The organism is Microbacterium sp. No. 7 (assembly GCF_001314225.1).
Lineage (GTDB): Bacteria > Actinomycetota > Actinomycetes > Actinomycetales > Microbacteriaceae > Microbacterium.
This window is the reverse complement of sequence record NZ_CP012697.1, coordinates 962,692-988,033: the sequence shown is the minus strand read 5'-3', so window position 1 is coordinate 988,033 and position 25,342 is coordinate 962,692. Positions and strand designations below refer to the sequence as shown.

The window sequence follows — 25,342 nt, the reverse complement described above, 5'->3', positions numbered from 1 at the left end:
TCAGCCCTTCACCGCTCCCGAGACGAGGCCGCCCGTCATGCGGCCCTGCACGAACAGGAAGAACACGATCACGGGGATGGCCATGAGCGTCGAGCCCGCCATCACCACGGCCCAGTCGGTCGCCTTGGTCGCCTGCACGAAGCTCTGCAGCCAGATCGGCAGCGTGCGCGCCTCGGGCCGCGTCATGATCACGAGCGCGAACACGAACTCGTTCCACGCCTGGATGAAGCCGAAGATGCCCGTCGCGACCAGCCCCGGCGCGAGCAGCGGGAACGTCACGCGCCAGAACGCGCCCGACCGGCTGCAGCCGTCGATCATCGCCGCCTCTTCGAGATCGGCGGGCACGCCGTTCACGAAGCCGCGCAGCGTCCAGATCGTGAACGGCAGCACCATCGCGATGTACACGGCGCCGAGGCCGACGATCGAGTTGAGCAGGTGCCAGCCGTCGAGAACGCGGAACGTGGAGATGATCATCGCCTCGGCGGGGATCATCTGGATCACGAGGATCGCGATGATGAACGCCTTGCGCGAGCGGAACCGGTAGCGCGAGACCGCGATGGATGCCACGAACGCGAACAGCAGCGCCGTGACGACCGTGAGCACCGTGACCGCGAGCGACATGCCGAGCGCCGGCAGGAAGCCGGGGTCGGTGATCGCGAGCTCGAAGCTGCGCAGCGTGAACTGGTCGGGCCACAGGTGCGGCGTCTCGCTGCCGATGGCCGAGCCCGGCAGCAGCGCCGTGTTGACCATCCAGTACACGGGGAAGGCCGAGCAGACGATCACGACGAGCGCCGCGACGTTCAGCAGCACCCGGCGAGGCAGCGTGCGGGGGCGCGCGTTCACTGCTCGTCCTCCTTGAGCATGGTGCGGATGTAGTACGACGCGATGAGCAGCAGGATCACGACGAGGATGACGGCGATCGCGCCGCCCGCGCCGAGATCGCCCGACGCCATCGAGACGCTGTAGATGTAGACGCCGATCGTGTTGGTCTGCTCGCGCACGCCGCCGATCGTCTGCAGCGCGTAGATCTGCGCGAACACGCGCAGGTCCCAGATGATCTGCAGGATCAGCAGCACGATCAGGATGGAGCGGATGTAGGGCATCACGACGAGCCGGAAGCGCTTGAGGCCGCCCGCGCCGTCGAGCGACGCCGCCTCCAGCACCTCGGCGGGCACCTGGCCGAGGCCCGCGTACACCGAGAACGCGACGAACGGCACGGCGCCCCACGTGATGATGACGGCGGCGACGCTGAAGAAGCTCAGCGGGTCGATGAGCCAGCTGTGGCCGATGAAGTCGACGCCGGTGATCCGGGTGAGGAAGTAGTTGACGAGGCCGTTCTGGGTGTCGAAGATCCAGCCCCAGACGATCGTTCCGGTCAGCGCGGGCATCGCCCAGGCGAGCAGCAGGCCCACCGAGACGGCGGTGCGCATGACGGCGCCGAGCTTGGTCATCATGACGGCGATGAGGATGCCGAGCAGCATCGTCGCCGCGACGCACACGACGCACAGTGCGACGCTGCGGCCGAGCACGACCCAGAACTGCGGGTCGGTGAGCACGCGCAGGTAGTTGTCGAGGAAGACGAACTCGGGCGGCGCCCCGAAGATCTGCTCGCGGCCGAACTTCTGGAACGACATGATCACGAGCTGCAGCAGCGGCCAGCCGATGAAGACGGCGAGCATGATGACCGCGGGGGCCAGCAGCGCGAAGGGCGTGCCGCTGGGGCGGCGCCGGCGCGCGGGGGCGGATGCCGGAGGGGGCGCAGCGGCCGAAGCCGGCGCGGGGACGGTCGTCGTCACGGACCGGCTCCTTTCCGAGAGGTGCGTGGGATCGGGTGACCGGGGGCGCCGTCGGGCCGGCGCCCCCGGGAGCGGGGTCAGCCGTTGAGGATCGACTCGATCTTCTCGTCGAGCTCGACGGCGAGCGCCTTCACGTCGCCGCCGTTCGCGATCTTGACGAAGAAGTCCTGCAGCAGGCCCTGCGCCTCGACGTCCGCCCACTTCGGCGACGCCGGCGTGAGCTTGGCGTTCGCCGCGGCCTCCGCGATGACGGCGGCCAGCTCGGGCGTAGCGGCGGCGACCTGGTCGCCGAGCGAGGTCTTCGCCGGCACGAGGCCGTTCTCGGCGAGGATCGTCTGGTACTCGTCGCTGAGGATGATCTCGAGCGCCTTCTTGGCGAGCTCGACGTTCTGCGACTTCGCCGCGACGCCGATGTTCGAGCCGCCCGCGAACACCTGCGCGGCGCCGCCGTCGGCGCCGGGCAGCGCGAAGTAGCCGAGGCTGTTCGTCAGCGCGGTCTCCTTCTGGTCCTCGTCGGCGACGATCGACCAGTACGCCCAGCTGGGCACCGACAGCGTCGCGGCCTTCTCGGTGCGGAAGGGCACCCACGCCTCGGTCTCGTCGCCGTCCTTGGCGGCGAGCGACGCCTTCGTCATGAGCTCCTGCACCTGCGCGAGACCGGCGAGCGACGCGTCGCTCGACAGCTGCGCGTCCCACGTGTCGCCGTCGAGCACGGCGACCTCGCCGCCGTTCTCCCAGATGAACGGGAGGGCGTTGTACCAGTCCTTGCCGGGCCAGTAGACGCCCGAGACGCCGGGGAGCTTCTCGGCCAGGGCCACGCCGTTCGCGACGTACTCGTCGAGCGTCGTGGGCACGGCGACGCCGGCCTGCTCGTACTGCGCCGTGTTGTAGAACACGACGCGCGCGCCCGAGTAGTAGGGGGCGGCGAACAGCGTGCCGTCCCACGTGCCGGCCTCGACGAAGCCGGGCAGCAGGTCGTCGCCGCCGAGGGCGTCCTGGATGTCGCTGAGGTCGGCGAGCGCGCCGGCCGAGGTGAACGCGGCGGCCTGGGTGTTGCCCATCTCGACGATGTCGGGGCTGTCGTTCGACGAGAGGCTCGTCGTGAGCTTGTCGACGAGGCCGGTCCACTGCTGCTCCTCGATGACGAGCGTCGAGCCGGGGTTCTCGTCCTCGAACGTCTTCTTGAGGTAGTCGCGGGCGTCCTGCGGCGTGTCGGTGCCGACGAGCCAGACGCGGATCTCGGCGCCGCCGGCGTCTCCCGTCGCGTCCCCGCCGTCGCCGCCCGTCGATCCGGTCGAGCCGCCGCCGCAGCCGGCGAGCGCGATCGCCGAGGCGCCGAGAAGCGCGAGGGCTCCGAGCTTCTTGTTCATGGTTTCCTCTTTCTGTTGCCTGTTGCAGGGGGTCTGGGATGCGGGGCGGCGTCAGCTGACGCCGAGGCGCCCGGAGAGCACCATGACGGCGGCGCCGCGCAGCACGATGTCGTCGCCCTGCGCGCTCATGCGCACGGGGATGCCGTCGTGGAAGGCGGCGAGGGTGCGGGTGCGCAGGGCCTCGGCGGCCTGTTCGGCGAGCACGCCGCCGAGCAGGTCGGCGGGGCCGGAGAGCACGATCTCCGACAGGTCGAGCACGCCGACGACGGGGGCCAGCACGATGCCGAGCCGCTCGCCGGCGTCGCGCAGCGCGGCCTCGGCATCCGCCCCGCTCAGGCCGCGCAGGCGCGCGCCGAGCGCGGGCACCGAGAGCCAGGCCTCCAGGCATCCGACCTTGCCGCACGCGCAGGCCGGCCCGCCGTCGGTGCCGACCGTGACGTGGCCGATCTCGCCCGCGGCGTAGCGGCTGCCGAGCATGGGCTGCCCGCTCGCGAGCAGGCCCGAGCCGACGCCGCGGCCGACGCGCACGAGCAGCACGTCGTCGTCCGCGCCGCCGAACGTGTACTCGGCGAGCACGGCGGCGTTGGCGTCGTTCGCGACGAGCACGGGCAGCCCCGTCGCCTCGCGCAGCGCCGCCTCCAGGGCGACGTCGGTCCAACCGAAGCCGGGGGCGGCGAGCACGACGCCGTCGGCGCCGACGACGCCGGGCGTGCCGACGCCGATGCCGAGCACGGGGGCGTGCGCGTCGGCGACGAGCGCCTGCGCGAGCTCGATGACGGCCGGCAGGATGCCGTCGTGCGCGGCCGGCACGGCCACGCTGTGCCGCGCGACGATCTCGCCGTCGAGGGTGAGCACGGCGCCCAGCAGGCGCTCGGAGCCGGAGAGGTCGAGGCCGACGATGCGGTGGCCCTCGCGGTCGAGGTCGACCAGGATCGCGGGCTTGCCGGGCCCCTGCGCCTCGCGGGTGCCGAGCTCGACGATGTAGCCGTCGTCGATGAGCCCCGCGACGAGGTCGGAGATCGTCACGCGCGTGAGGCCGGTCTCGCGGGCGAGGTCGGCGCGGCTCATCGCGCCGTGGTGGAAGAGCGTCTGCAGCACGAGCGAGCGGTTGTGCGAGCGCGCGAACTCGGGCAGCACCTTCGCGGCGGGGCGCAGGACGCTGGGGCGGGTCGACGGTGAGCCGGTCATGTTTGTTAGTAGACCTTACGAATTACCTGCCCGCAACCCATCCGCCCCATTTGCAAGGTGTCTTTACAAAAACGTTACCGACGGCGCATGCCTCTTCCAGGCCACTCAGCGATCACCCGGACAGGAAAAAACCCCGTCGCGTATCATGGGAACCTGTATGACCATCGGTCGGGAGTTGGGGCTATGACGGATCTCATCGCGCGCAGCGACTCGGAGCACACGGCGCCGACGCAGGTGCTCTCTGCGGCGACGGCCGGGTCGGCGCCGGAGTCCCCCGAGCCCGAGGTGCGCTGGGCGCCCGCCCCTCCCCCGCGCAAGAAGCGCCGCCTCGGCCTGTGGATCGGCATCCCCGTCGGGGTCGTCGCCCTCGGCGCGGCCGCCGCGTCGCTCGTGCTCGTCGCCCCCGGCACCACCGTGGGCGGCGTCTCGGTCGGCCTGCTCACGCAGGGCGCCGCCGCCGACGCGATCCGCGCGCAGTTCGCCGCGACCACGGCGACGATCGGCGCGGGCGGCCCGACGCTGACCGCCGCCGAGCTCGGCGCGAGCATCGACGCCGACGCCCTGGCATCCGCCGTGTTCGAGCAGCGCCCGCTGTGGAACGTCGGACAGTGGTTCGGCGACCCGCTCGACGCCCCCGTGACGATCGCCGAGGACGAGGCGAACGACGCGCTGCGCGAGGCCCTGCCCGCGCTCTACACCGACCCGACGCCGGCAGCCGTCGCGTTCGACGGCACCGCCTACGCCGTGACGCCCGCCGTCGACGGCCAGGGCATCGACCTGGCATCCGTCGTCGAGCCGCTGCACGACGCCTTCGCCGCGGGCGAGCAGTCGGTCACCGTCGAGCCCGCCACGGCGGCCATCGCGTCGCCCACGACGACCGAGATCGCGCAGCAGACCTCGGCGTCCCTCAACGAGCTGTTCGCACAGATCGGCTTCTACGTCGGCGACGAGCGCACCGTCCCCGTCGACCCCGCGACCGCCGCGAGCTGGATCACCCTGACGACCGAGCCCGACGGATCGCTCTCGTACACCGCGGACGCCACGAAGATCCAGGCCTTCGTCGACGGGCTGAAGCCCCTCGTCGACCGCGAGCCCGTCGCGGGCACCGTGATCATCAACTCCAGCAACGAGGTGATCGACACGATCACCGAGAGCGTCGACGGCCGCGTGCTCGGAGACACGACGGGCGTCGCGCAGAGGTTCGCCGACCAGCTCGCCGCGGGCACCGCGACGTACGATCTGCCGGTCGAGGTGACCCCCGCGGTCGCCGAGACGCTGCACCGCGTGCTCGAGGTCGACCTCACCAACCAGATGCTCTACATGAAGGAGAACGGCGTCGTCGTCGACTCCTTCCTCGTCTCCACCGGCCTTCCCGGCGCCGACACCCCCACGGGCGACTTCCGTGTGTGGGCGCACGTGCGCGAGCAGACCATGAGCGGCTGGCAGACCGCGCTCAACTACGCGTACGAGATCCCGAACGTGCAGTTCGCGATGTACTTCGACAACAACGACAACGCCTTCCACGGCGTGTACTGGCGCGACAACTGGGGCGAGCGCGGCAGCAACGGCTGCGTCGGCATGCCCGACTGGCGCGCGGAGCAGATCTACTACTGGTCGCCCGACGGCATCGACGTCAAGATCTACCACTGACCCGCGCCCCGCTGGTCGGCCGCACGCCCCGGCTGGTTGACGCCACACCCCCGGCCGATCGGCCGCACACCCCCGCTGGTTGAGTAGCGGCCGCAGGCCGCGTATCGAAACCCATGTAACGGACCGTGAGACGGGTTTCGATACGCGCGCTCCGCGCGCTACTCAACCAGCGGGAAGAGGGGATGCACGATGCACGCGCACCACCGCGCACTCCCCGACCAACGGAGAGAGGGATGCACCCCACTGATCGGCCACACCCCCCGCTGATCGGGCCCACACCCCCCGCTGGTTGAGTAGCGGCCGCAGGCCGCGTATCGAAACCCGCGTAACGGTCCGTTACATGGGTTTCGATACGCGCGCTCCGCGCGCTACTCAACCAGCGGGGAGAGGGACGCACGATGCACGGGCACCACCGCGCACTCCCTGACCAGCGGGGGTGGAGCCCCGTCAGCGCAGGGCGTCGATGACGGCGTTGAGGGTGGCCGAGGGGCGCATCACCTCGGAGACGCGCTCGGGATCGGCGTGGTAGTAGCCGCCGAGGTCGACCGGCGAGCCCTGCACGGCGAGCAGCTCGGCGACGATCGCGTCCTCGCCATCGGCGAGCGCCTGCGCGACCGGCGCGAAGATGGCGGCGAGCTCGGCGTCGTCGGTCTGCGCGGCGAGCTCCTGCGCCCAGTACAGGCCGAGGTAGAAGTGGCTGCCGCGGTTGTCGATGGTGCCGAGGGCACGGCCGGGCGAGCGGTCCTGCTCGAGGAAGGTGCCGGTCGCGCGGTCGATCGTGTCGGCGAGCACCTTCGCCTTGGCGTTGCCGGTGTAGCCGGCCAGGTGCTCGAACGACGCCGCGAGGGCGAAGAACTCGCCTAGCGAGTCCCAGCGCAGGTAGTTCTCCTCGACGAGCTGCTGCACGTGCTTGGGGGCCGAGCCGCCGGCACCCGTCTCGAAGAGGCCTCCGCCGGCGAGCAGCGGCACGATCGAGAGCATCTTGGCGCTCGTGCCGAGCTCCAGGATCGGGAACAGGTCGGTGAGGTAGTCGCGCAGCACGTTGCCCGTCACCGAGATGGTGTCCTTGCCCAGGCGCATGCGGCCGAGCGTGTAGCGCGTGGCCTCCTCGGGCGAGAGGATCGAGATCGTCGCGCCCTTCGTGTCGAGCGTCGCGAGCGCCTGGTGCACCTTGGCGATCAGCTGCGCGTCGTGCGCGCGGTTGAGGTCGAGCCAGAACACGGCGGGGGCGCCGGTCGCCTTCGCGCGGTTGATCGCGAGCTTGACCCAGTCCATGACGGCGACGTGCTTGGTCTGCGTGGCGCGCCAGATGTCGCCGGCCCCGACCTCGTGCTCGATGAGCACGGTGCCCTCGCTGTCGACGATCTGCACGCGGCCGGGCGCGGCGATCTCGAAGGTCTTGTCGTGGCTGCCGTACTCCTCGGCCGCCTGTGCCATGAGGCCGACGTTCGGCACGGTGCCGATCGTCGCGGGGTCGAGCGGGCCGTGCGCGATGACGTCCTCGATGACCGACTGGTAGACGCCGGCGTACGACGAGTCGGGGATGACGGCGATCGTGTCGTCCTCGCCGCCGTCGACGCCCCAGAGGCGGCCGCCGTTGCGGATGAGCGCGGGCATCGACGCGTCGACGATGACGTCGCTCGGCACGTGCAGGTTCGTGATGCCCTTGTCGCTGTTGACGTACGAGAGGCGGGGGCCCGCCTCGATCGCGCCGCGGAACGCCTCGGCGATCTCGGCGCCGCCCTCGACGTTCCCCAGCCCGGCGAGGATCGTGCCGAGGCCGTCGTTGGCGTTCAGGCCCGCGGCGTCGAGCTGCGCGCCGAAGCGGTCGAACACGTCGGCGAAGAACGCCTTGACGACGTGGCCGAAGATGATGGGGTCGCTGACCTTCATCATGGTGGCCTTGAGGTGCACCGAGTAGAGCACGTTCTCGGCCTTCGCCTGCGCGATCGTGTCGGCGAGGAAGGCGTCGAGCGCGGACGCCGAGAGGAAGGTCGCGTCGATGATCTCGCGCGGCAGCACCTTGAGCGACTTCTTGAGCACGGTCACGGCGCCGTCTTCGGCGACGTGCTGGATCGTGAGCACGTCGTCGTGCGCGGCGACCCACGACTTCTCGTTGCTCTTGAAGTCGTCGTGGCCCATCGTCGCGACGCGCGTCTTCGAGCCGTCGGCGAACGCCTTGTTGCGGTGCGGGTGCTTGCGTGCGTAGTTCTTCACCGACAGCGGCGCGCGACGGTCGCTGTTGCCCTCGCGCAGCACGGGGTTCACGGCCGATCCCTTGATGCGGTCGTAGCGGGCGCGCACGTCCTTCTCCTCGACCGTCTGCGGCTCGTCCGGGTAGTCGGGGATGTCGTAGCCCTGCGCCTGCAGCTCGGCGATCGCGGCCTTGAGCTGGGGGATGGATGCCGAGATGTTCGGCAGTTTCACGATGTTCGCCTCGGGCAGCGTCGCCAGTCCGCCGAGCGCGGCGAGCGCGTCACCCACCTGCTGCTCCGGCGCGAGGTTCTGCGGGAACGCGGCCAGCACGCGGCCGGCGAGCGAGATGTCGCGCGTCTCGATGTCGACGCCGGCCTGGCCGGCGAAAGCCTGCACGATCGGGAGGAACGAGGCCGTCGCGAGAGCCGGAGCCTCGTCGGTGTGGGTGTAGATGATGGTGGAGTCAGGCACGTGGGAGTTCTCCGTATCGGCGTTGTGGGGCTCAGCCCCAGCCTACTATGTGTATGCTCCGCATTTATCTCGACATCGAGATAACTCGACCGGCGGACCCTGCACTCATAGCATCCTCGACCCGGCCTGACCGCTACCCTAGGGAGCATGACTGAGCTGCGACTGGTGGAACTGTCCGCTGCGACGATCGTCGCGGTCAACAACATGTCTCTCAAGCCTGGCCAGGAGCAGTTCATCGCTCCCACCAGCTACGCCGTCGTCGGGGCGGTCGTCAACCCCGCCACCTCGTGGCAGCGCGTCGTGCTCGACGGCGACGAGGTCGTCGGGTACATCAGCGCCAACTTCGACCCGGAGGCGCCCCTGCCGCACCTCCGCTCGGCCCTGTGGCGCATCAACGTCGACGCCGACGACCAGGGCCGCGGCGTCGGCCGGTTCGCGATCGAGCAGCTGCTCGACGAGGCCCGCGGGCGCGGCATCGACCGCATCCACGTCATCTACGAGGCCGGCGAGGGCGGCCCCGACGCCTTCTTCCGTCGTGTCGGGTTCGTGCCCGTCGACGAGACCGAGTTCGGCGAGGTCATCGCAGAGATCGTCCTCTGACCTCGCATCCAGACCAGCGGCGGGGTTTCGAATCGCCCTCCCCCATCGAAGCCCCGCCGCTGCCACTCCCGCGGCACGCACCCGTCCCGCGCCGCGCGGCCTGAGCGCTCGCCTCACACGAGCGACGCGCGCCACGCGCTGTGCAGCTTGGCGAACGTGCCCGTGCCCCCGATGAGCTCATCGGGCGCGCCGTCCTCGACGATGCGCCCGTGCTGCATGACCAGCACGCGGTCGGCGATCGCCACGGTCGACAGCCGGTGCGCGATGATGATCGCCGTGCGGTCGGCGAGCAGGGTCTGCAGCGCGTCCTGGATCTGCCGCTCCGAGGGGATGTCGAGCGATGCCGTCGCCTCGTCGAGGATGAGCACCGCGGGGTCGGCCAGGAACGCCCGCGCGAACGAGATCAGCTGGCGCTGGCCCGCCGACACGCGTCCGCCGCGCTTGTTGACGTCGGTCGCGTAGCCGTCGGGCAGGGCGGAGATGAAGGCGTGCGCGCCGACGGCCTTCGCGGCGGCGACGATCTCGTCGAGCGTCGCGTCGGGCTTGCCGAGCGCGATGTTGTCGGCGACCGTGCCGCTGAACAGGTAGGCCTCCTGCGTCACCATGACGATCGCGCGGCGCAGATCCTTGGGATGCAGCACCCGCAGGTCGACGCCGTCGAGCGTCACGGCGCCCTGCGAGGGGTCGTAGAACCGCGCGACGAGCTTGGCGAGCGTCGACTTGCCGGCGCCCGTCGTGCCGACGAGCGCGATGGTCTGGCCCGCGGGGATGTCGAGCGAGAAGTGCGGCAGGATGACGCGGTCGTCGGAGTAGCCGAACGTGACGTCGCGGAACTCGATGTGCCCCGTCGCGTGCCACAGGTCCACGGGCTCGTCGGGATCGGGCACGGTCGGCACCTCTTCGAGCACGCCCGACACCTTCTCCAGCGCGGCGGTCGCCGACTGGTAGGAGTTGAGGAAGAAGGCGACCTCCTGCAGCGGCGAGAAGAAGTTGCGCACGTAGAGCACGGCCGACAGCAGGGTGCCGAGCAGCAGCGTGCCGTCGGCGACGCGCAGCCCGCCCCACAGCAGCACGGCCGCGACGGTGACGGCCGCGATCACCATGAGCCCCGGCTCGAACGCGCCGAACAGGCGGATCGAGCGCATGTTCACCTCGCGGTACCTCGACGACAGCTCGCCGAACTCGTCGTCATTGCGCCGCTCCTTGCGGAACGCCTTGACGGCGCGGATGCCGGTCATCGTCTCGACGAACTTGACGATCACCTGCGCGCTGATGACGCGCGACTCCCGGTAGACGAGCTGCGAGCGCAGGTAGAACCAGCGCATGAGCAGGAACAGCGGCACGCCCGCGACGAGCAGCACGACGCCCGACTGCCAGTCGAGCAGGAGCAGCGCGACAAGGGTGAACACGCCGTACAGCACGCCCGAGACGAGCTCGTTGAGCCCGCCGTCGAGCAGCTCCCGGATCGTGTCGAGATCGCTCGTCTGCCGCGAGATGATGCGGCCCGACGTGTACGACTCGTGGAACTCCAGGCTCAGTCGCTGGGTGTGCCGGAAGATGCGCTTGCGCAGCTCGAGCATGACCTCCTGCGTGAGCCGGGCCGTGACGACCGCGTACCAGCCGATGAGGGCCGCGCCGCCCACCGCGGCGACGAGGTACACCGCGACGACGCCGATCGTCGGCATCCAGTCGCTGTGGTCGATCACGGCGGGGAGGGCCTGGTTGATGCCGAACGCGATGAGCACGGGGCCGATGACGCGCAGCGCCGTCGAGACGACGAGCACGAGCGCGGCGAGCGCGAACTGCCACTTCAGCGGCCCGATGAGCGAGCCGAGCAGGCGCAGCGAGCGCCGCCGGATGGCGCGGCTCTCGTCGCGCGTGTAGTCGGAGCGGTCTTCGCCGGCGGTCCCGGCGACGGTGACGGTGCTCACAGCGCGTCCTCCTTCGTGGTCTCGTTCGTCGTGACGGTCTCGTTCGCGGCCGTCGCCTCCCGCGCGCGACGGTCCCTCTCGTCGTCTTCGAGGCTGGAGATGACGTAGCGGTAGTGGTCGTTGGCGCGGAGCAGCTCGGAGTGCGTGCCGACCGCCGTCACGCGGCCGTCCTCGAGCAGCGCGACGCGATCGGCGAGCATGACGGTCGACGGACGGTGCGCGACGACGAGCGTCGTGGTGTCGCCCATGACCTCCTTCAGCGCCTCCTCGACGAGCGCCTCGGTGTCGACGTCGAGCGCCGACAGCGGGTCGTCGAGCACGAGCACGGCCGGGCGTGCCGCGACCGCGCGCGCGAGCGCCAGCCGCTGGCGCTGACCGCCCGACAGCGAGAGCCCCTCCTCGCCGATGATCGTGTCGACGCCCTGCGGCAGCTCGTCGACGAAGCCGGCCTGCGCGACGGCGAGCGCCTCGCGCAGCACGGCCTCGGCCTGCGGGCCGCCGGGATCGAGGTCCTCCCGGCCGAGCAGCACGTTGTCGCGCACCGACTGCGAGAACAGCGTGGAGTCCTCGAACGCCATGCCGATGTGCGTGCGCAGCTGCGCGAGGGTCAGGTCGCGCACGTCGACGCCGTCGAGCAGCACGCGGCCCGCGGTCACGTCGTACAGGCGCGTCGGCAGGGTCGTGAGCGTCGTCTTGCCCGAGCCGGTGAGGCCGACGAGCGCCATCGTCTCGCCCGGGCGCAGCGCCAGGTCGATGCCGTCGACGAGGTCGCGGTCGCCGTCCGCGGCATCCGGGTAGCGGAAGTGCACGCCCTCGAAGACGAGCGCGCCGCGCGCCCGCTCCAGCGGCACGGGACGGGCGGGGTCGACGATCGTGTTCGGCTCGTCGAACACCTCGAAGAGGCGGTCGGTCGCGGTGCGCGCGTCGAGCAGGAACGAGAAGAGGAAGCCGATCGACTCCATCGGCCAGCGCAGCACCGTCGCGAGCGCGAAGAACGCGATGAGCGCGGGCACGTCGAGCTCGCCGAGTTGCGTGAGGTAGATGCCCGTGCCGAGGCACAGCGCGAACGCGATGTCGGGCAGCAGCACGAGCCAGAACCAGATCCAGCCGACCGCGCGCGCCTTGCTGAGCTCGGTCTCGCGCAGCGTCTCGGCCTGGCGGGCGAATTTCTGCAGCGCGTGCTTTCCGCGCCCGAACGCCTTGAGCACGCGGATGCCGTGCACGCTCTCCTCGACCGACGTCGCGAGGTCGCCCGCCTGGTCCTGGCTGCGGCGCGTGAGCGTGCCGTAGGTCTTCTCGAAGCGGTAGCCGGCGTACCAGAGGGGCGCCGAGCACGCCAGGAACACGACGCCGAGCAGCCAGTGCCAGCTGAACAGCAGCACGCTGCCGAACGCGATCGTGAGCACGTTGACGAGCAGCAGCACGACGCCGAAGGCGAGCCAGCGCCGCAGCATGCTGATGTCCTGCATCATGCGGCTGAGCAGCTGGCCCGACTGCCACCGGTCGTGGAAGGCGACGGGCAGCCGCTGCAGGCGCGCGTAGAAGCCCGTGCGCAGGTCGTACTCGACCTGCGTGCTGGGTGCGAGCACGAACCAGCGCCGCGCCCAGACGAGCCCGGCCTCGACGAGGCCGAGCGCGAGGATCCAGACGGCGCCCCACACGATTTGGCCGGCGTCGCCGCTGGAGATCGGGCCGCGCACGACGGCCTCGAGCACGAGCGGGATGCCGAGGGCGGCGAGGCTCGCGAGCAGCGCGCTGACGGCGCCGAGCACCAGACGGGGCAGCACGGGTCTGACGAACGGCAGCAGCCGCGCGAGCGCGCGGAGCGTGGAGAGCTCGGATTGCGGAGGGTGAGCGGTCGGCGAGACGTGGGGAGACATGTTCCTCGGGGATGAAGATCGTGGCCGTGCACGGACGGCGATGCGGGAGCGCACGAGGGAGCGCCGGCATCCGCGCGGGGCGGGATGCCGGGCGTCGGGGCACGCTCGATGATGTGAACGCTGTGCGGGGCGGCAATATGCCGCGAGAGCTAGCTCCGCGCGCGGGGTGCGGCGAAGAGGACGACCGGCTTCGTGGTGACGATGGCCTGAGACATGGCTTCCTCCTCGGGTTCGGTGAACGGGGCGCGGCAGCCGACGGCGGCAGGCCAGCCTTACAACATAGACCGGCGGCCGCAGGACGCGCAAGAGGGGGATCGCTCGGGGCGATGCGCCGGGGTCGGCGGCCGAGCGCCGGAGACGGCCGAGCCCACCCCGAGTGCGCGGTCGGCACGGGGTGGGCTCGGTCGGTCAGTGGTCGTAGTCGGTCAACGGTCGTTGTCGGTCAGTGGTCGTGGCCGCTCAGCGCCCCGCGGCCTCGCGGTCGAGGAGCGCGCGCTTGACCGGCAGGCCCCAGGCGAAGCCGCCGAGCGTGCCGTCGCCGCGCAGCACGCGGTGGCAGGGCACGAACAGCGCGGGCGCGTTGCGCGCGCAGATGGACGCGGCCGCCCGCACCGCGCTCGGGCGGCCGAGCTCGGCGGCGAACTCCGTGTAGCTCAGCGGCGCGCCCGCGGGGATGCGGCGCAGCGCGGCCCAGCCGGCCAGCTGCAGCGGCGTGCCGGTCTGGGCGACCTCGACGGCGTCGATCGCCGCGAGGTCGCCCGCGTAGTACGCGTGCACGGCGTCGGCGGCATCCGTCTCGCCCGCGGCGATGTCGGCGGGCGGGGCCGCGAGCCGGGCGCGGATGGCGCCGGCATCCGCGGTCCAGCCGCTCGCGAGCACGCGGCCGCGCTCGTCGGCGAGCAGCGTGAACGGCCCGTCGGGGGTGTCGATGGTCTGGATCGTGGCGCTCATGCGGGCTCCTTCTCGGGGTGGGTCTGGTCGGCTCCGCGCAGCGGTGTCCCGAACTCCTCCAATCCGGTGCGCGCGGGCCGCTTTCGGGGATTCTCGGCGCCCGGAGCCGCGGGATCGGAGGAGTTCGGGAGGGTCGTGACGGCACGCCAGAGGTGCGCGGAGAGGTAGCTGCGCCACGGGGCGACGCGGCGCGCCCAGGCGTCGAGCGGGGCCGCGGCGGCGGGCAGGCCGATCGCGGCGGCACCCGCGCGCAGGGCGACGTCGCCCGGCAGCAGCACGTCGGGGTCGCCGGTGACCCGCATGCGCACGTAGTCGGCGGTCCACGGGCCGATGCCGCGCCGGGCGAGCAGCGCCGCGCGCTGCTCCTGCGCGTCGTCGCCCGCCGTGAGCGTGAGCTCCCCCGACGCGAGGGCCCCGGCCGCCTCGATCACGGCGCGCACCCGCGCGGCGGGCCCGCGCAGCACCTCGTGCCCGCGCTCGGCGATCGCCGCCATCGTCGGAAAGAGCCGATCCGCGCCGCCGGACCCGTGCGCCGGCTCCCCGAGCGCATCCACGAGCCGCCCCAGCGCGGTGCGCGCGGCGGCCACGCTCACCTGCTGGCCGACCATGGCGCGGATGAGCATCTCGTGCGCGTCGGTCGCACCGGGCACGCGCATGCCGGGCGTGCGGGCGACGAGCGGTGCGAGCTCGGGATGGGCGGCGAGGGCCTCGTCGACCGCGAGCGGGTCGGCGTCGAGGTCGAACAGCCGGCGCGCCCGCGCGACGAGGCCCGGAAGATCGCCGGGATGCTGCACGCGCGCCTCGAGCCGCAGCCCCGCGCCGGCCGCGCGCACGCGGAACCAGGCGGGGCCGCCGGGCAGCAGCACCGTGCGCGCGTACGCGTCGGGCTCGGCGACCTCGACGCCGGGGAGCGCACGTGCCGCCATCCAGGCGAACAGTCCCGCCGCGTCGATCGGCCCGCGCACGGGCAGCGCCAGGTCGATCGCGCCGGGCACGGGGGCGACGCCGCCCGTCGTGCGGCGCCGCGCGCGCAGCTGCAACGGCGTCATGCCGAACACCTCGCGCACCGTGTCGTTGAACTGCCGCACGCTGGAGAATCCCGCCGAGAACGCCACGTCGGATGCCGGCAGGTCGGTGCCGACGAGCAGCATGCGCGCCGTGTGGGCGCGCTGCGCACGGGCGAGCGCGATCGGCCCGGCGCCGAGCTCCGCCGTGAGCAGCCGGGTGAGGTGCCGCGACGAGTAGCCGAGCCGCGCCGCGAGGCCCGCGACGCCCTCGCGCTCCACGACGCCCTCGGCGATGAGCCGCATCGCGCGGCCCGCGACGTCGCCGCGCAGGTTCCAGGCGGGCGATCCCGGCGCGGCCTCGGGAAGGCAGCGCTTGCATGCGCGGTAGCCGGCCTCGTGCGCCGCCGCGCTCGTCGGGTAGAACGTCACGCCCGTCGCCTTCGGCGTGCGCGCGGGGCACGACGGCCGGCAGTAGATGCCCGTCGAGTGCACCGCCGTGATGAACTGCCCGTCGAAGCGCGCATCCCGCGACGAGATCGCCCGGTAGCGTTCGTCGAACGTCATTCCGTGCGTCGCGGGGATGGTCGCCGTGGTGGTCACGGCATCCACTCTCGCACGCCCCCGGCCGGTCGGCTGGCGGAAATCGGACACGGCACCGCCGCCGCTCCCCACCCCTCCCACCGTTCACAACTCAGGAAGAGCCGCGCGGCAGGCCCGCGAACCGGCTCCCCGGGGCCGGATCTCCTGAGTTGTGAACACCAGCGGCGCCGAGGCCCCGGACGAAGCCCGCCGCGGGCCGCACGGCGGTCGGCCAGCGAATCGCCGCCTCCACCGTTCACAACTCAGGAAGAACCGCGGTGCGGGCCCGCGAACCGGGCCTCACGCACCGGATCTCCTGAATTGTGAACGGTGAGCGGAGTCGCCGCGGCGCGCCCGGCGGCGGCTTCCGCCGGGCAGGGTGCCGACGGGCGAGGCGGGGCCGGGGGTCAGTGGAAGAAGTGGCGCTCGCCGGTGAAGAACATCGTCACGTTCGCGGCGCGGGCCGCGGCGACGACCTCCTCGTCGCGCACCGAGCCGCCGGGCTGCACGATCGCGCGCACGCCCGCGTCGATGAGCACCTGCGGCCCGTCGGCGAACGGGAAGAACGCGTCGGATGCCGCGACCGAGCCCGCCGCCCGGTCGCCGGCGCGCTCGACGGCGAGCCGGCACGAGTCGACGCGGTTGACCTGCCCCATGCCGATGCCGACGGTGGCGGAGTTCTTCGCGAGCACGATGGCGTTGCTCTTGACGGCGCGGCACGCCTTCCACGCGAAGATGAGGTTCACCATCTCGTCGGGCGCGGGGCGCTCGCCCGAGACGAGCTCCCAGTTCGTCGCGACCGACTCGATGTCGGGCGGGAACCGGTCGGCGTCCTGCAGCAGCAGGCCGCCCGACACGAGCCGCACGTCCATGGGCTCCTGCCGCCAGTCGGCGGGAAGGCGCAGCACGCGCAGGTTCTTCTTGAGCCGGAACGCCTCGAGCGCCTCGGGCTCGAAGTCGGGCGCGACGATGACCTCGGTGAAGATGTCGCGCAGGTTCTCGGCCATCTTGAGCGTGACCGTGCGGTTGGCGGCGATCACGCCGCCGAAGGCCGACACGGGGTCGCACTCGTGCGCACGCAGGTGGGCGGATGCCATCGGGTCGAGGGCGTTGGGCGCCGCGATCGCGATGCCGCACGGGTTGGCGTGCTTGATGATCGCCACGGCCGGGGTCACGAGGTCGTACACGGCGCGCAGGGCGGCATCGACGTCGACGTAGTTGTTGTACGACATCTCCTTGCCCTGCAGCTGCGTCGCCTGGGCGATGCCGTGCCCGCCCGTGCGCGAGTAGATCGCGGCGCGCTGGTGCGCGTTCTCGCCGTAGCGCAGCGTCGCGAGGCGCTCGGCCTTGATCGTCAGGTGCTGCGGCAGCTCGCCCTCGTCGAGCAGCGTGCCGTCGGCGAACCACGTGGCGACGGCCCGGTCGTAGGCGGCGGTGTGCGCGAAGGCGCGCGCCGCGAGCTCCTTGCGGTGCGCGAGCGTGGTGCCGCCCTGCGCGATCGCCTCGGCGATCGCCGGGTACGAGTCGGGCGAGACGGCGATCGCGACGTTGGCGAAGTTCTTCGCCGACGCGCGCACCATCGCGGGGCCGCCGATGTCGATCTGCTCGACCACGGCGTCGCCCGCGGCGCCCGACGCGACCGTCTCGGCGAACGGGTACAGGTTCACGACGACGAGCTCGAACGGCTGGATGCCGAGCTCGTCGAGCTGCCGCTCGTGGTCGGCGAGGCGCAGGTCGGCGAGCAGGCCCGCGTGCACGCCCGGGTGCAGGGTCTTCACGCGTCCGTCGAGCGACTCGGGGAAGCCCGTGATGCTCGCGACGTCGGTGACCTCGAAGCCGTGCTCGCGCAGCAGCGCCGCCGACCCGCCCGTCGAGACGACCTCCACGCCCGCGTCGCGCAGCGCGCCCGCGAACTCGAGCAGCCCGGTCTTGTCGCTCACCGAGAGCAGCGCCCGGCGCACGGGCACGACGTCGCGCGGACGGTAGAGGGTGGGATCGATCTGGGGGCCGGCCATGCTGCTCCTGGGGTCAGGTGATTCGGGGGGTCAGGCGTCGGACGCGTCGAACGACGCGAGATCGAGGTCGCCCGTCGCGATGCGGCGCACGACGTCGATGAGCAGGCGTCGCTCGACGGGCTTGATGCGCTCGTGCAGCGTGTGCTCCGTGTCGCCGGGCAAGACGGGCACGCGCTCCTGCGCGAGGATGGGGCCCGAGTCGACGCCGCGGTCGACGACGATGACGCTCGCACCGGTCTCGGCGACGCCGGCGGCGAGCGCGTCGCGCACGCCGTGCGCGCCGGGGAACTCGGGCAGGTAGGCGGGATGCGTGTTGATCAGCCGCGGCGCCCACGCGTCGACGACGGCGGCGGGCAGCAGCCGCATGAGGCCGCTCAGCACGACGAGGTCGGGACTCCAGACCCGCAGCTGGGCGTCGAGCTCGGCGCCCCACGCATCGCGGCTCTCGAACGACGAGTAGGGCACCTCGAAGGAGGGGATGCCGAAGGCCTCGGCGTGCGCGAAGCCGTCGGCCTCGCGGTCGGCGCCGACGACGACGACACGCGCGGGAAAGCCGGGTTCGCTCGCGGCTTCCAGGAGCGCGCGGAGGTTGGATCCGGTGCCCGAGATGAGAACGGCGACCGTGAGCACCCGCACAGTCTACCGGCGGCGCCCCGCGCCCCGTGCTCTCCCCTCGGCCGCTGCCGCGGACCGGCGCCGCCGCATCGGGCCGGTGCCACCACCGTCGGCCGGCGCCGCCGCACCGGCCCGCGCCACTACGCGCGCTCGGCCGCGCGGTCGTCGTACACCGCGGGCGCCTCGTCGGGCACGCTGCGCGGCGCGAACAGCATGATCGCCGCGCCGACGCCGATCTCGCCGGCGAGGACGACCGCGAACAGCCACGGCACGGGTCCGACCTCGCTCATCGCGCCCGGTCCGATCGACCCCGACGCGGCGAACGCGGCGGCGAACGCGGCCGCCGCCGTCAGGACGATGAGCCCGGCGAGCGCGAGGGCGCGCGGCACGATGCCGTCGGCGTCCGTCCCGGCCGCCAGGGCACGGCGGGCGACGAGGCCGGCGAGGGCGCCGACCGCGACCGGCACGAGCACGAGCGCCAGCAGCCAGGGCGACCCGCCGGGCGGAAGCACGCCCAGCACGGGGATGCCGGGGACGACGCCGGCGCTCGTCCCGGCGGGCATGATCGCGGTGCCGGCGCCGAACGCGAAGCCGGGACCGGCGAGGTACGACGCCGCCCACACGATGAGCGTCGGGACGTAGGCGAGCTGGCCGGCCGCGATCGCGACGGCGCCCGTGAGATCGGCGCCGGAGGCCTCGTACAGCCCGATGATCTCGTTTCCGCGCAGGGCGAGCGCGACCGCGAACAGCACGGATGCCGTGCCCGCGACGCCCGCGAGGGCGGCTCCCGTGCCGCGGGCGATCGCGGCGGGCACGCCCGCGAAGCGCGCGGGGATCGCCGCCGACGCGCGCGCGAGCGCGCTCCCGCCGGCGCCCGGCCAGGCGACGACGAGGGCCGAGACGAGCGCCGGCACGGCGAAGACGACGGTCGGCAGCACGATCGCCCACGCGGGGTCGACCGAGGCGACGGGCCCGGGCGACGCCACGAGCAGCACGGCGGCGAGCACGGCCGCCGCGACGGTCGCGCCCGCGACGCCCGCGGCCCACTCCCCCGCCTGCGCGGCGCGGCGGCCCGATCGCGCGCCGAGCACGGCCGACAGCACGGCGAACGCGGTCGGCGCGAGCGACAGTGTGAAGGCGGCGCCCTCCGCGGGGATCGCGGCCGCGGCGAGGTACTCGTCGGGCAGCTCGAGGTGCAGGGGCACGAGGTTGCCCAGCTGCCAGAGCCGCACGGCCGCGGGCCACAGCGCGAGCCAGTCGGCGTGCGCCCCGAAGGCGAAGACCCACAGCAGGGCGAGGGGCGCGAGGGCGAGCGCGATGCCCACCACGACGGCGAGCACCGCGTCGAAGGCGGCGAGCAGGAGGACGAGCAGGCGGTTCATGCGGCTTCGACCCTATCGAGCGTGCGGCGCAAACATGCGAGCGCGTGCCGCATGCCGCTACGTTCGTCTTCGGAGGAGGGCGTGTCCGCCCCCGTTCGCCCTCGGAGGACATCGTGAACGCACAGACCCAGGCCCCTGCCGCGCGCGGCGCGATCGACCGCTACTTCGAGATCACGGCGCGCGGCTCGTCGGTCGGCGGCGAGATCCGGGGCGGCGTCGTCACCTTCGTGACGATGGCGTACATCGTCATCCTCAACCCGATCATCCTCTCGGGGACCCCCGACATCGAGGGCACGGAGCTGTCGTTCGGCGCCGTGGGCGCGGCGACGGCGCTCGCCGCGGGCGTCATGACGATCCTGTTCGGCCTCGTGTCGCGGTTGCCGTTCGCGTTCGCGACGGGCCTCGGCATCAACGCGTTCGTCGCCTTCAGCGTCGTCGGCGAGGTCACGTGGGCCGAGGCGATGGCGCTCGTCGTGATCAACGGCCTGGTCATCGTGCTGCTCGCCGCGACCGGCCTGCGCAAGCTGATCTTCGACGCCGTGCCCGTGCAGCTCAAGCTCGCGATCACGGTCGCGATCGGCCTGTTCATCGCGTTCATCGGCTTCGTCAACTCGGGGCTCGTGACGGCCACGGGCGCGGCGTCGCCGCCGGTGGGCCTCGGCCAGGGCGGCTCGATCGCGACGGTCCCCACGGTCATGTTCGTGATCACGCTGCTGCTCACGGGCGTGCTCGTGGCGCGCCGCGTGAAGGGCGGCATGCTCATCGGCCTCGTCGCGGGCACGGTGCTCTCGGTCGTCGCCGAGGCGATCTGGCACCTGGGCTCGGCGGTCGACTCCCCCGGCGGCTGGGGCCTGACGATCCCCGCCCTGTCGGGGTCGCCCGTGAGCGTTCCCGACCTGAGCCTCATCGGCGCGGTCGACTTCGGCTTCGACCTCGGCAGGGTCAGCGTCGTGACGCTCGTCATGCTCGTGTTCACCCTCGTGTTCTCGAACTTCTTCGACGCGATGGGCACGATGACGGGGCTCGCGAAGGAGGCGGGACTCGCCGACGAGAAGGGCGACTTCCCCCGCATCCGCTCCGCGCTCGTCGTCGAGGGCGTCGGCGCGGTAGTCGGCGGGGCGACCTCGTCGTCGTCGAGCACCGTGTTCATCGAGTCGGGCTCGGGCATCGGCGAGGGCGCGCGCACGGGCCTCGCGAACCTCGTGACGGGCGTGCTGTTCCTGCTCGCGATGTTCTTCACGCCGCTCACCTCGATCGTGCCGACCGAGGTGGCCGCGGCGGCGCTCGTGATCGTCGGCGCCATGATGCTCGCGCAGATCTCGCACATCGACCTCACCGACTTCCGCGTGCTGCTGCCGGTGTTCCTCACCGCGACGGTCATGCCGATGACCTACTCGATCGCGAACGGCATCGGCGCGGGCTTCATCAGCTGGGTCGTCGTGCACGCCCTCTCGGGCCGCGTCCGCGCGATCAGCCCCCTGCTCTGGATCGTCGCCGCCGGCTTCGTCGTGTACTTCGCCCGCGGTCCCATCGAGGCCCTCCTCGGCGCCTGACCGCGGCGGTAGCATGGGCGCACGGCCGCGGGAGGCGCCATGGGAGTCGAGTTCCGGTTTCGGGTCGAGCGGCGCGAGCGACCCGCCGAGGTGCTCGAGCTGCGCGTGCACGGCGTCAACAACACGACGCCCGCGCAGCTGCTCGACCTGCCCGACGACGCGGTCGAGCTCGTCGCGGGCGACAAGTACGGGTCGTTCTGGTCGCCGCGGGAGCCGCGCAGCGACGCGCCCGCGCACCGGCGCGCCCGGGTTCCCGAGGGGCTGACGCGGGAGGCGTACTCGTGGGGCGGCATGGTGCGCACGACCCCCAACTTCGGCGGGGTCGGCGCGGCGGGCGTGCTCGCGGGCGTCGTCGCGCGCATCGCGTACGCACTGCTGCTGCCGTTCAGCGTCGGCAACGCCGCGCTCTGGGCGGGCTGCGCGCCGTCGACGGATGCCGCGGTGCGCCGCCGCGCGGCCGCCTCGGCCGCGCTCGGGCGCCTGTTCGGCCTCGTGCTGACGCTGCTGTTCACGATGACCGCCGTGACCCTGTCGCTCGATCTCGTCGGCGCGCAGTGCGCCGCACAGCCCGGTCTGTGCGCGCCCGTGCGGGGACTGCTGGAGCCGTTCGCGACGTGGACGGCGGGACAGCGGCTCGCGCTGTTCGCGCTCGTGCCGGCCGTCGGGGTCGCCGGCCTGTGGCTGCTGTCCACGTTCTCGCGGCATCGCTACGACATGCTGCCGGGCATGGAGGGCGGCCGCGACGTGCGGCGGCGCGGCGCCGCGGCCGACGAGGCCCTCGCCGCGCCGTCGGCGGCCCTGTCGCAGCCCGGCTTCTGGGCGAACCGCATCACGGCGCACCTCGCCCGCGCGCACGTCGCCGGCGCCGTGGCCCTCGTGACGGCGCTCGTCGCGCAGCATGTCGCGGCGCGGGGCGCGGATGCCGGCTTCGCGGCTCTCGCCGTGGCCGCCGCGGCGCTCCTCGCGGTGACGGCGGCGGTCGTCGCGGTGCTGCCGACGATGTCGCCCGAGGAGACCGCGCCGGTGTGGCCGAAGGCCGTCTCGATCGTGCTGCTCGCGGCATCCGTCCTGCTCTTCGCGGTCGTGCTCGCGCTGCTCGCGTGGGCGCTGCCCGCGAGCGCGCTGCCGCACGCGCCGGGCGAGCGCGCGCTGTACGGCGCGGGGTTCGTTCCGCTCGCGCTGATCGCGTGCGGGGCGGTGCTCGCCCTCACCGGGGTCGCGTGGCGGCCGTTGCGCGGCCGTCGCCGCACCGCCTGGCGGGGATGCGCGCCGGCGGTCTTCATGACGATCGCCCTGGCGCTCGCGACGAGCGTGAGCGCGATCGCGATCGTCTCGGTGGGCGATCTGCTCAACGGGGCGCGGCCCGTGTGGGAGCTGATCCGCGATCACGGCCGCGCCGAGGAGGCGCTGCAGCTGCCGAGCGTGTGGGTGGGGCTCGGCACGACGGTGCTGGCCGCGCTCGTGGCGGCGGCGCTCGTCGTGGCGGTCGCGTTCGCCGTGCCGCGATCGGTCGCCGAGCGCGCGGCCGAGTGGGGCGCGCCCGTGACGCCCGCCGACGAGGTGGTGCCGACGACGCCCGGGGTCATGCCGCTGTCGCCGCGGGCGCTGCTGGCCCGGGTGACGGCGGCGCGCGTGCTCGCCGCGCGGCTGCACGTCGTCGAGCCCGCCGTGGGCGTGCTCGCGGCGCTGCTCGCCGCGGCGCTGGCCACGGGGCTGGCGTGGACGGGCGCGGCGTATCTCGCCGACGTGTCGCTGTGGCGGGTGACGCCCCGGCTCGCGAACGAGGAGGCGCTGCACGCGGTGATGGGCGGGGCGATGTGGGGCCTCGGCGCGATCGGCCTCGTGCTCGTCGCCGTGCTGGCGTCCGGGGCGACGCCGTCGACGCCGCGCCCGCTCGGCATCGTATGGGACATCGCATGCTATCTGCCGCGCACAGCGCAGCCGTTCGGGCCGCCGTGCTTCGCGCAGCGGGCCGTGCCGGAGATCGCGGGGCGCGTGTTCGCGTGGCTGCGCGGCGGCGCGTCACGCCGCGTCGTGCTCGCGGCGCACAGCATGGGCGGCGTGCTGGCCGTGTCGGCGCTGGGCCTGCTCGCGAGCTCGCCCGACACGCGCAGCGTGCTGCCGCGCGTGCGCCTGCTGACCTTCGGGGTGCAGCTGCGCGCCTACTTCGGGCGCATGTTCCCCGAGCTGCTCGGCCCCGACGTGCTCGGCACCCGCCCCGCGCTCGCGCCGGGACTGTTCGCCCGCGATCCGTGGCGGGCGGATGCCGCGGCGCAGCGCACGTCCGCGCGCGACGCGGCGGGCGACCGGCTGCGCGGCACGCTGCTCGGCGGCCGGTCGGTGCGCTGGGTGAGCCTGTGGCGCCTCACCGACGTCATCGGCTTTCCCGCGGCGAGCCCCGTCCCGGGCGGCGGCGTCGACCGTCACGCCGAGGAGATCGACACGACCGGGTACATGGTGCACATCGGCACGCACGGCGAGTACTTCCGCACGCCGGCCTACGACCGCGCGCTCCGCGAGCTCGCCGGCCTCTGACGGCCGGCCGCCTCGCCGGCGTCGCCGTCGGGCGGGCGGACGAGCTGCTCGACGACCGTGCGATGCCAGCGGCCGACCTCGCCGGCGCCGCCCGGAGCGAGCGCGATGCCCTGCGGGCTCCGGCCGTGCACCTCGCGGAAGGCGCGCGAGAACGCGGGCAGGTGCGCGTAGCCGAGCGCGCGGGAGACGACGGATGCCGCCTCGCCCCCGTGCAGCCGCGCGCGGGCGCGCGATGCCCGCAGCATCCTGCCCCACTGTGCGAAGGTCATGCCCGTGCGGTCGTTCACGATGCGGCTGAGCTCGCGCTGCGAGAGGCCGAGCCGCCCGGCGCACGCCGCGAGCGTCAGGTCGGCGGCCGCCGCGGCGAACCCGCTGGCGAGCGTCGCGAGCACGGCGTCGTCGCGCGTGGCCTCGTGCCGGGCCGAGCGCGCGTGCACGAGGTCGAAGCCCGTGTACGGCGACAGGCCCGGCGGGCGCACGTTCGTGTAGGCGGCGACCATGGCCTGCACGAGGTCGTCCTCCTCGCCGGGGGCGATGCGCGCCGCCGCGGTCGGCGTGCCGGCCGCGAGCTCGCGCCCGGAGCGGAAGCCCACGGGCAGCATGAGCGCGCCCTCCGGCATGCGGACGTCGTTGGGCACGCCGGCGGGCAGCACGACGGCGCCGCCCTCGGGCACGTCGAGCTCCTGTCCTCCGACCGTCACGATGGCGTGGCCGCGCAGCACCCACACCGCCACGTGCGACCCGTTCGCGCGCGGCCACGTGCGCTGCGCGGGCAGCGGGGGCGGCGGCGCGTCGCCGAGGCGCAGCGCCGCGGGCGCCTCGGTCGCGTGCGCGCGCCAGCGGCCGGGGCTGACGCCCGTGAGCTGACGGAAGAGCCGCGAGAAGCCGCTGACCGTCGCGAAGCCGACGGCGTGCGCGACGGGCTCGAGGTCGTGGCCGTCGGCGAGGAGCCGCGCCGCGGCGGCGATGCGCTCGCGCCGCGCCCACTCCTCCGGGGTCAGCCCCGTCTCGGCGAGGAAGCGGCGCTGCAGCGTGCGCGGGCTCCAGCCGGCGAGCCGTCGCCGCGCGAGCTCCGACACCGGCACGGCGGGGGCCGCCGCGATCGCACGGGCCAGCTCGGTGAGGTCGTCGGAGACCGGCGGCGGGGCCGCGGGGATGCCGTGCGACGCGGGCGCGACGGCGTCGAGCGCACGCTGCACGACACTCCGTCCCGCGCCGGCGTCGAGGTGGCCGAGGGCCTCGCCGAAGGCGTGCAGAAGCCACGGCCGCCACGTCGCCGGCACCTCGACGAGCACGGGCTGCGCGCACTCGCCGACCTCGAGGCCGGGCACGGGAACGACCACGTCGGCGCCGCCGAGCCGCGTCGTCACCCGCCGCCCGCCGGGGACCCACAGCGCCGTGCCCTCGGAGACCGCGAACGGGCATCCGTCGACGTCGATGCGGGCGCCGCCGCGCAGGGCCCAGTACAGCACCGGCTCCGTCAGACGGGCGTCCGGCGCGGTCGTGGGCTCTGCGGGAAGTGGTAACACGTTGACGCTCGCGGAAAACTCTCTCAAGTAAGGCTTGGCTAACTTGAGAGTCTACGTGCGGTCGCCGACCATCGGCGCCGCGTCGCCCGGGACG

Annotated in this window: 17 protein-coding genes; 4 read left to right on the top strand and 13 right to left on the bottom strand. The window is 73.1% G+C overall.

Going from position 1 to position 25,342, the window contains the following annotated elements; translation table 11 throughout:
• The 4 genes from AOA12_RS04385 to AOA12_RS04370 form a co-directional block, all read right to left on the bottom strand.
• Complete coding sequence (locus AOA12_RS04385) at positions 1-843, bottom strand: carbohydrate ABC transporter permease (RefSeq protein ID WP_054680692.1); 843 nt, start codon at positions 841-843, stop codon at positions 1-3.
• Positions 840-1,796 carry a carbohydrate ABC transporter permease gene (locus tag AOA12_RS04380; RefSeq protein ID WP_054680689.1) on the bottom strand — a complete coding sequence of 319 codons (957 nt, stop codon included), beginning with the start codon at positions 1,794-1,796 and terminating at the stop codon, positions 840-842. The genes AOA12_RS04385 and AOA12_RS04380 overlap by 4 nt, the downstream gene beginning before the upstream one ends.
• Before the next feature lie 77 nt (positions 1,797-1,873).
• Positions 1,874-3,166: an extracellular solute-binding protein gene (locus AOA12_RS04375; RefSeq protein WP_054680686.1), complete on the bottom strand. Its 1,293-nt coding sequence runs from the start codon at positions 3,164-3,166 to the stop codon at positions 1,874-1,876.
• Between the two features lie 51 nt (positions 3,167-3,217).
• Positions 3,218-4,354 carry an ROK family transcriptional regulator gene (locus AOA12_RS04370; RefSeq protein WP_054680683.1) on the bottom strand — a complete coding sequence of 379 codons (1,137 nt, stop codon included), beginning with the start codon at positions 4,352-4,354 and terminating at the stop codon, positions 3,218-3,220.
• 183 nt (positions 4,355-4,537) lie between these two features.
• Here AOA12_RS04370 and AOA12_RS04365 point away from each other — a divergent pair, with 183 nt between their 5' ends.
• Positions 4,538-6,004, top strand: coding sequence for a L,D-transpeptidase family protein (locus tag AOA12_RS04365; RefSeq protein ID WP_054680679.1), 1,467 nt, complete (start codon positions 4,538-4,540; stop codon positions 6,002-6,004).
• A 447-nt stretch (positions 6,005-6,451) separates the two neighbouring features.
• Here the strand turns inward: AOA12_RS04365 and AOA12_RS04360 are convergent, their stop codons facing one another.
• Entirely contained in the window at positions 6,452-8,671 is a 2,220-nt protein-coding gene (locus AOA12_RS04360; protein WP_054680675.1) for an NADP-dependent isocitrate dehydrogenase, read from the bottom strand.
• Positions 8,672-8,818: 147 nt separating this feature from the next.
• Here AOA12_RS04360 and AOA12_RS04355 point away from each other — a divergent pair, with 147 nt between their 5' ends.
• A complete protein-coding gene (locus tag AOA12_RS04355) occupies positions 8,819-9,271 on the top strand; it encodes a GNAT family N-acetyltransferase (protein ID WP_054680671.1) in 453 nt (150 codons plus the stop codon).
• 113 nt (positions 9,272-9,384) lie between these two features.
• Here the strand turns inward: AOA12_RS04355 and AOA12_RS04350 are convergent, their stop codons facing one another.
• The 7 genes from AOA12_RS04350 to AOA12_RS04320 all read right to left on the bottom strand — a co-directional run bounded on the left by AOA12_RS04350 (position 9,385) and on the right by AOA12_RS04320 (position 19,631).
• On the bottom strand, positions 9,385-11,202 hold the full coding sequence (locus AOA12_RS04350) for an ABC transporter ATP-binding protein (RefSeq protein ID WP_054680669.1): 1,818 nt from the start codon (positions 11,200-11,202) through the stop codon (positions 9,385-9,387).
• Positions 11,199-13,082 carry an ABC transporter ATP-binding protein gene (locus AOA12_RS04345; RefSeq protein WP_054680666.1) on the bottom strand — a complete coding sequence of 628 codons (1,884 nt, stop codon included), beginning with the start codon at positions 13,080-13,082 and terminating at the stop codon, positions 11,199-11,201. The genes AOA12_RS04350 and AOA12_RS04345 overlap by 4 nt, the downstream gene beginning before the upstream one ends.
• Positions 13,083-13,541: 459 nt before the next feature.
• Positions 13,542-14,033 (bottom strand): methylated-DNA--[protein]-cysteine S-methyltransferase, encoded by a 492-nt coding sequence (locus AOA12_RS04340; RefSeq protein WP_054680663.1) that lies wholly within the window; start codon positions 14,031-14,033, stop codon positions 13,542-13,544.
• On the bottom strand, positions 14,030-15,604 hold the full coding sequence (locus AOA12_RS04335) for an AlkA N-terminal domain-containing protein (protein WP_082406463.1): 1,575 nt from the start codon (positions 15,602-15,604) through the stop codon (positions 14,030-14,032). Before AOA12_RS04335 ends, AOA12_RS04340 begins: the two co-directional genes overlap by 4 nt.
• A gap of 422 nt (positions 15,605-16,026) precedes the next feature.
• Positions 16,027-17,634 carry a bifunctional phosphoribosylaminoimidazolecarboxamide formyltransferase/IMP cyclohydrolase gene (gene purH, locus AOA12_RS04330; RefSeq protein WP_054680661.1) on the bottom strand — a complete coding sequence of 536 codons (1,608 nt, stop codon included), beginning with the start codon at positions 17,632-17,634 and terminating at the stop codon, positions 16,027-16,029.
• Between the two features lie 30 nt (positions 17,635-17,664).
• Positions 17,665-18,264, bottom strand: coding sequence for a phosphoribosylglycinamide formyltransferase (gene purN, locus AOA12_RS04325; protein WP_054686784.1), 600 nt, complete (start codon positions 18,262-18,264; stop codon positions 17,665-17,667).
• A gap of 125 nt (positions 18,265-18,389) precedes the next feature.
• Entirely contained in the window at positions 18,390-19,631 is a 1,242-nt protein-coding gene (locus tag AOA12_RS04320; protein ID WP_054680659.1) for a cell division protein PerM, read from the bottom strand.
• A 113-nt stretch (positions 19,632-19,744) separates the two neighbouring features.
• Here AOA12_RS04320 and AOA12_RS04315 point away from each other — a divergent pair, with 113 nt between their 5' ends.
• Complete coding sequence (locus tag AOA12_RS04315) at positions 19,745-21,184, top strand: NCS2 family permease (protein WP_231637179.1); 1,440 nt, start codon at positions 19,745-19,747, stop codon at positions 21,182-21,184.
• 39 nt (positions 21,185-21,223) lie between these two features.
• Positions 21,224-23,719 carry a hypothetical protein gene (locus AOA12_RS04310; RefSeq protein ID WP_054680656.1) on the top strand — a complete coding sequence of 832 codons (2,496 nt, stop codon included), beginning with the start codon at positions 21,224-21,226 and terminating at the stop codon, positions 23,717-23,719.
• On the opposite strand, the gene AOA12_RS04305 is transcribed toward AOA12_RS04310, so the two are convergent.
• Entirely contained in the window at positions 23,683-25,191 is a 1,509-nt protein-coding gene (locus AOA12_RS04305; RefSeq protein WP_054680653.1) for a helix-turn-helix domain-containing protein, read from the bottom strand. The two genes, AOA12_RS04310 and AOA12_RS04305, sit on opposite strands and share 37 nt — an antisense overlap.
• Between the last annotated feature and the right edge of the window lie 151 nt (positions 25,192-25,342).

What these genes read in the sequence shown, in the direction of transcription:
- AOA12_RS04375 (WP_054680686.1), bottom strand. Translation starts at nt 3,166, where the DNA reads ATGAACAAGAAGCTCGGAGCCCTCGCGCTTCTCGGCGCCTCGGCGATC.
- AOA12_RS04370 (WP_054680683.1), bottom strand. Translation starts at nt 4,354, where the DNA reads ATGACCGGCTCACCGTCGACCCGCCCCAGCGTCCTGCGCCCCGCCGCG.
- AOA12_RS04365 (WP_054680679.1), top strand. Translation starts at nt 4,538, where the DNA reads ATGACGGATCTCATCGCGCGCAGCGACTCGGAGCACACGGCGCCGACG.
- AOA12_RS04355 (WP_054680671.1), top strand. Translation starts at nt 8,819, where the DNA reads ATGACTGAGCTGCGACTGGTGGAACTGTCCGCTGCGACGATCGTCGCG.
- AOA12_RS04345 (WP_054680666.1), bottom strand. Translation starts at nt 13,082, where the DNA reads ATGTCTCCCCACGTCTCGCCGACCGCTCACCCTCCGCAATCCGAGCTC.
- AOA12_RS04340 (WP_054680663.1), bottom strand. Translation starts at nt 14,033, where the DNA reads ATGAGCGCCACGATCCAGACCATCGACACCCCCGACGGGCCGTTCACG.
- AOA12_RS04335 (WP_082406463.1), bottom strand. Translation starts at nt 15,604, where the DNA reads ATGACGTTCGACGAACGCTACCGGGCGATCTCGTCGCGGGATGCGCGC.
- purH (WP_054680661.1), bottom strand. Translation starts at nt 17,634, where the DNA reads ATGGCCGGCCCCCAGATCGATCCCACCCTCTACCGTCCGCGCGACGTC.
- AOA12_RS04320 (WP_054680659.1), bottom strand. Translation starts at nt 19,631, where the DNA reads ATGAACCGCCTGCTCGTCCTCCTGCTCGCCGCCTTCGACGCGGTGCTC.
- AOA12_RS04310 (WP_054680656.1), top strand. Translation starts at nt 21,224, where the DNA reads ATGGGAGTCGAGTTCCGGTTTCGGGTCGAGCGGCGCGAGCGACCCGCC.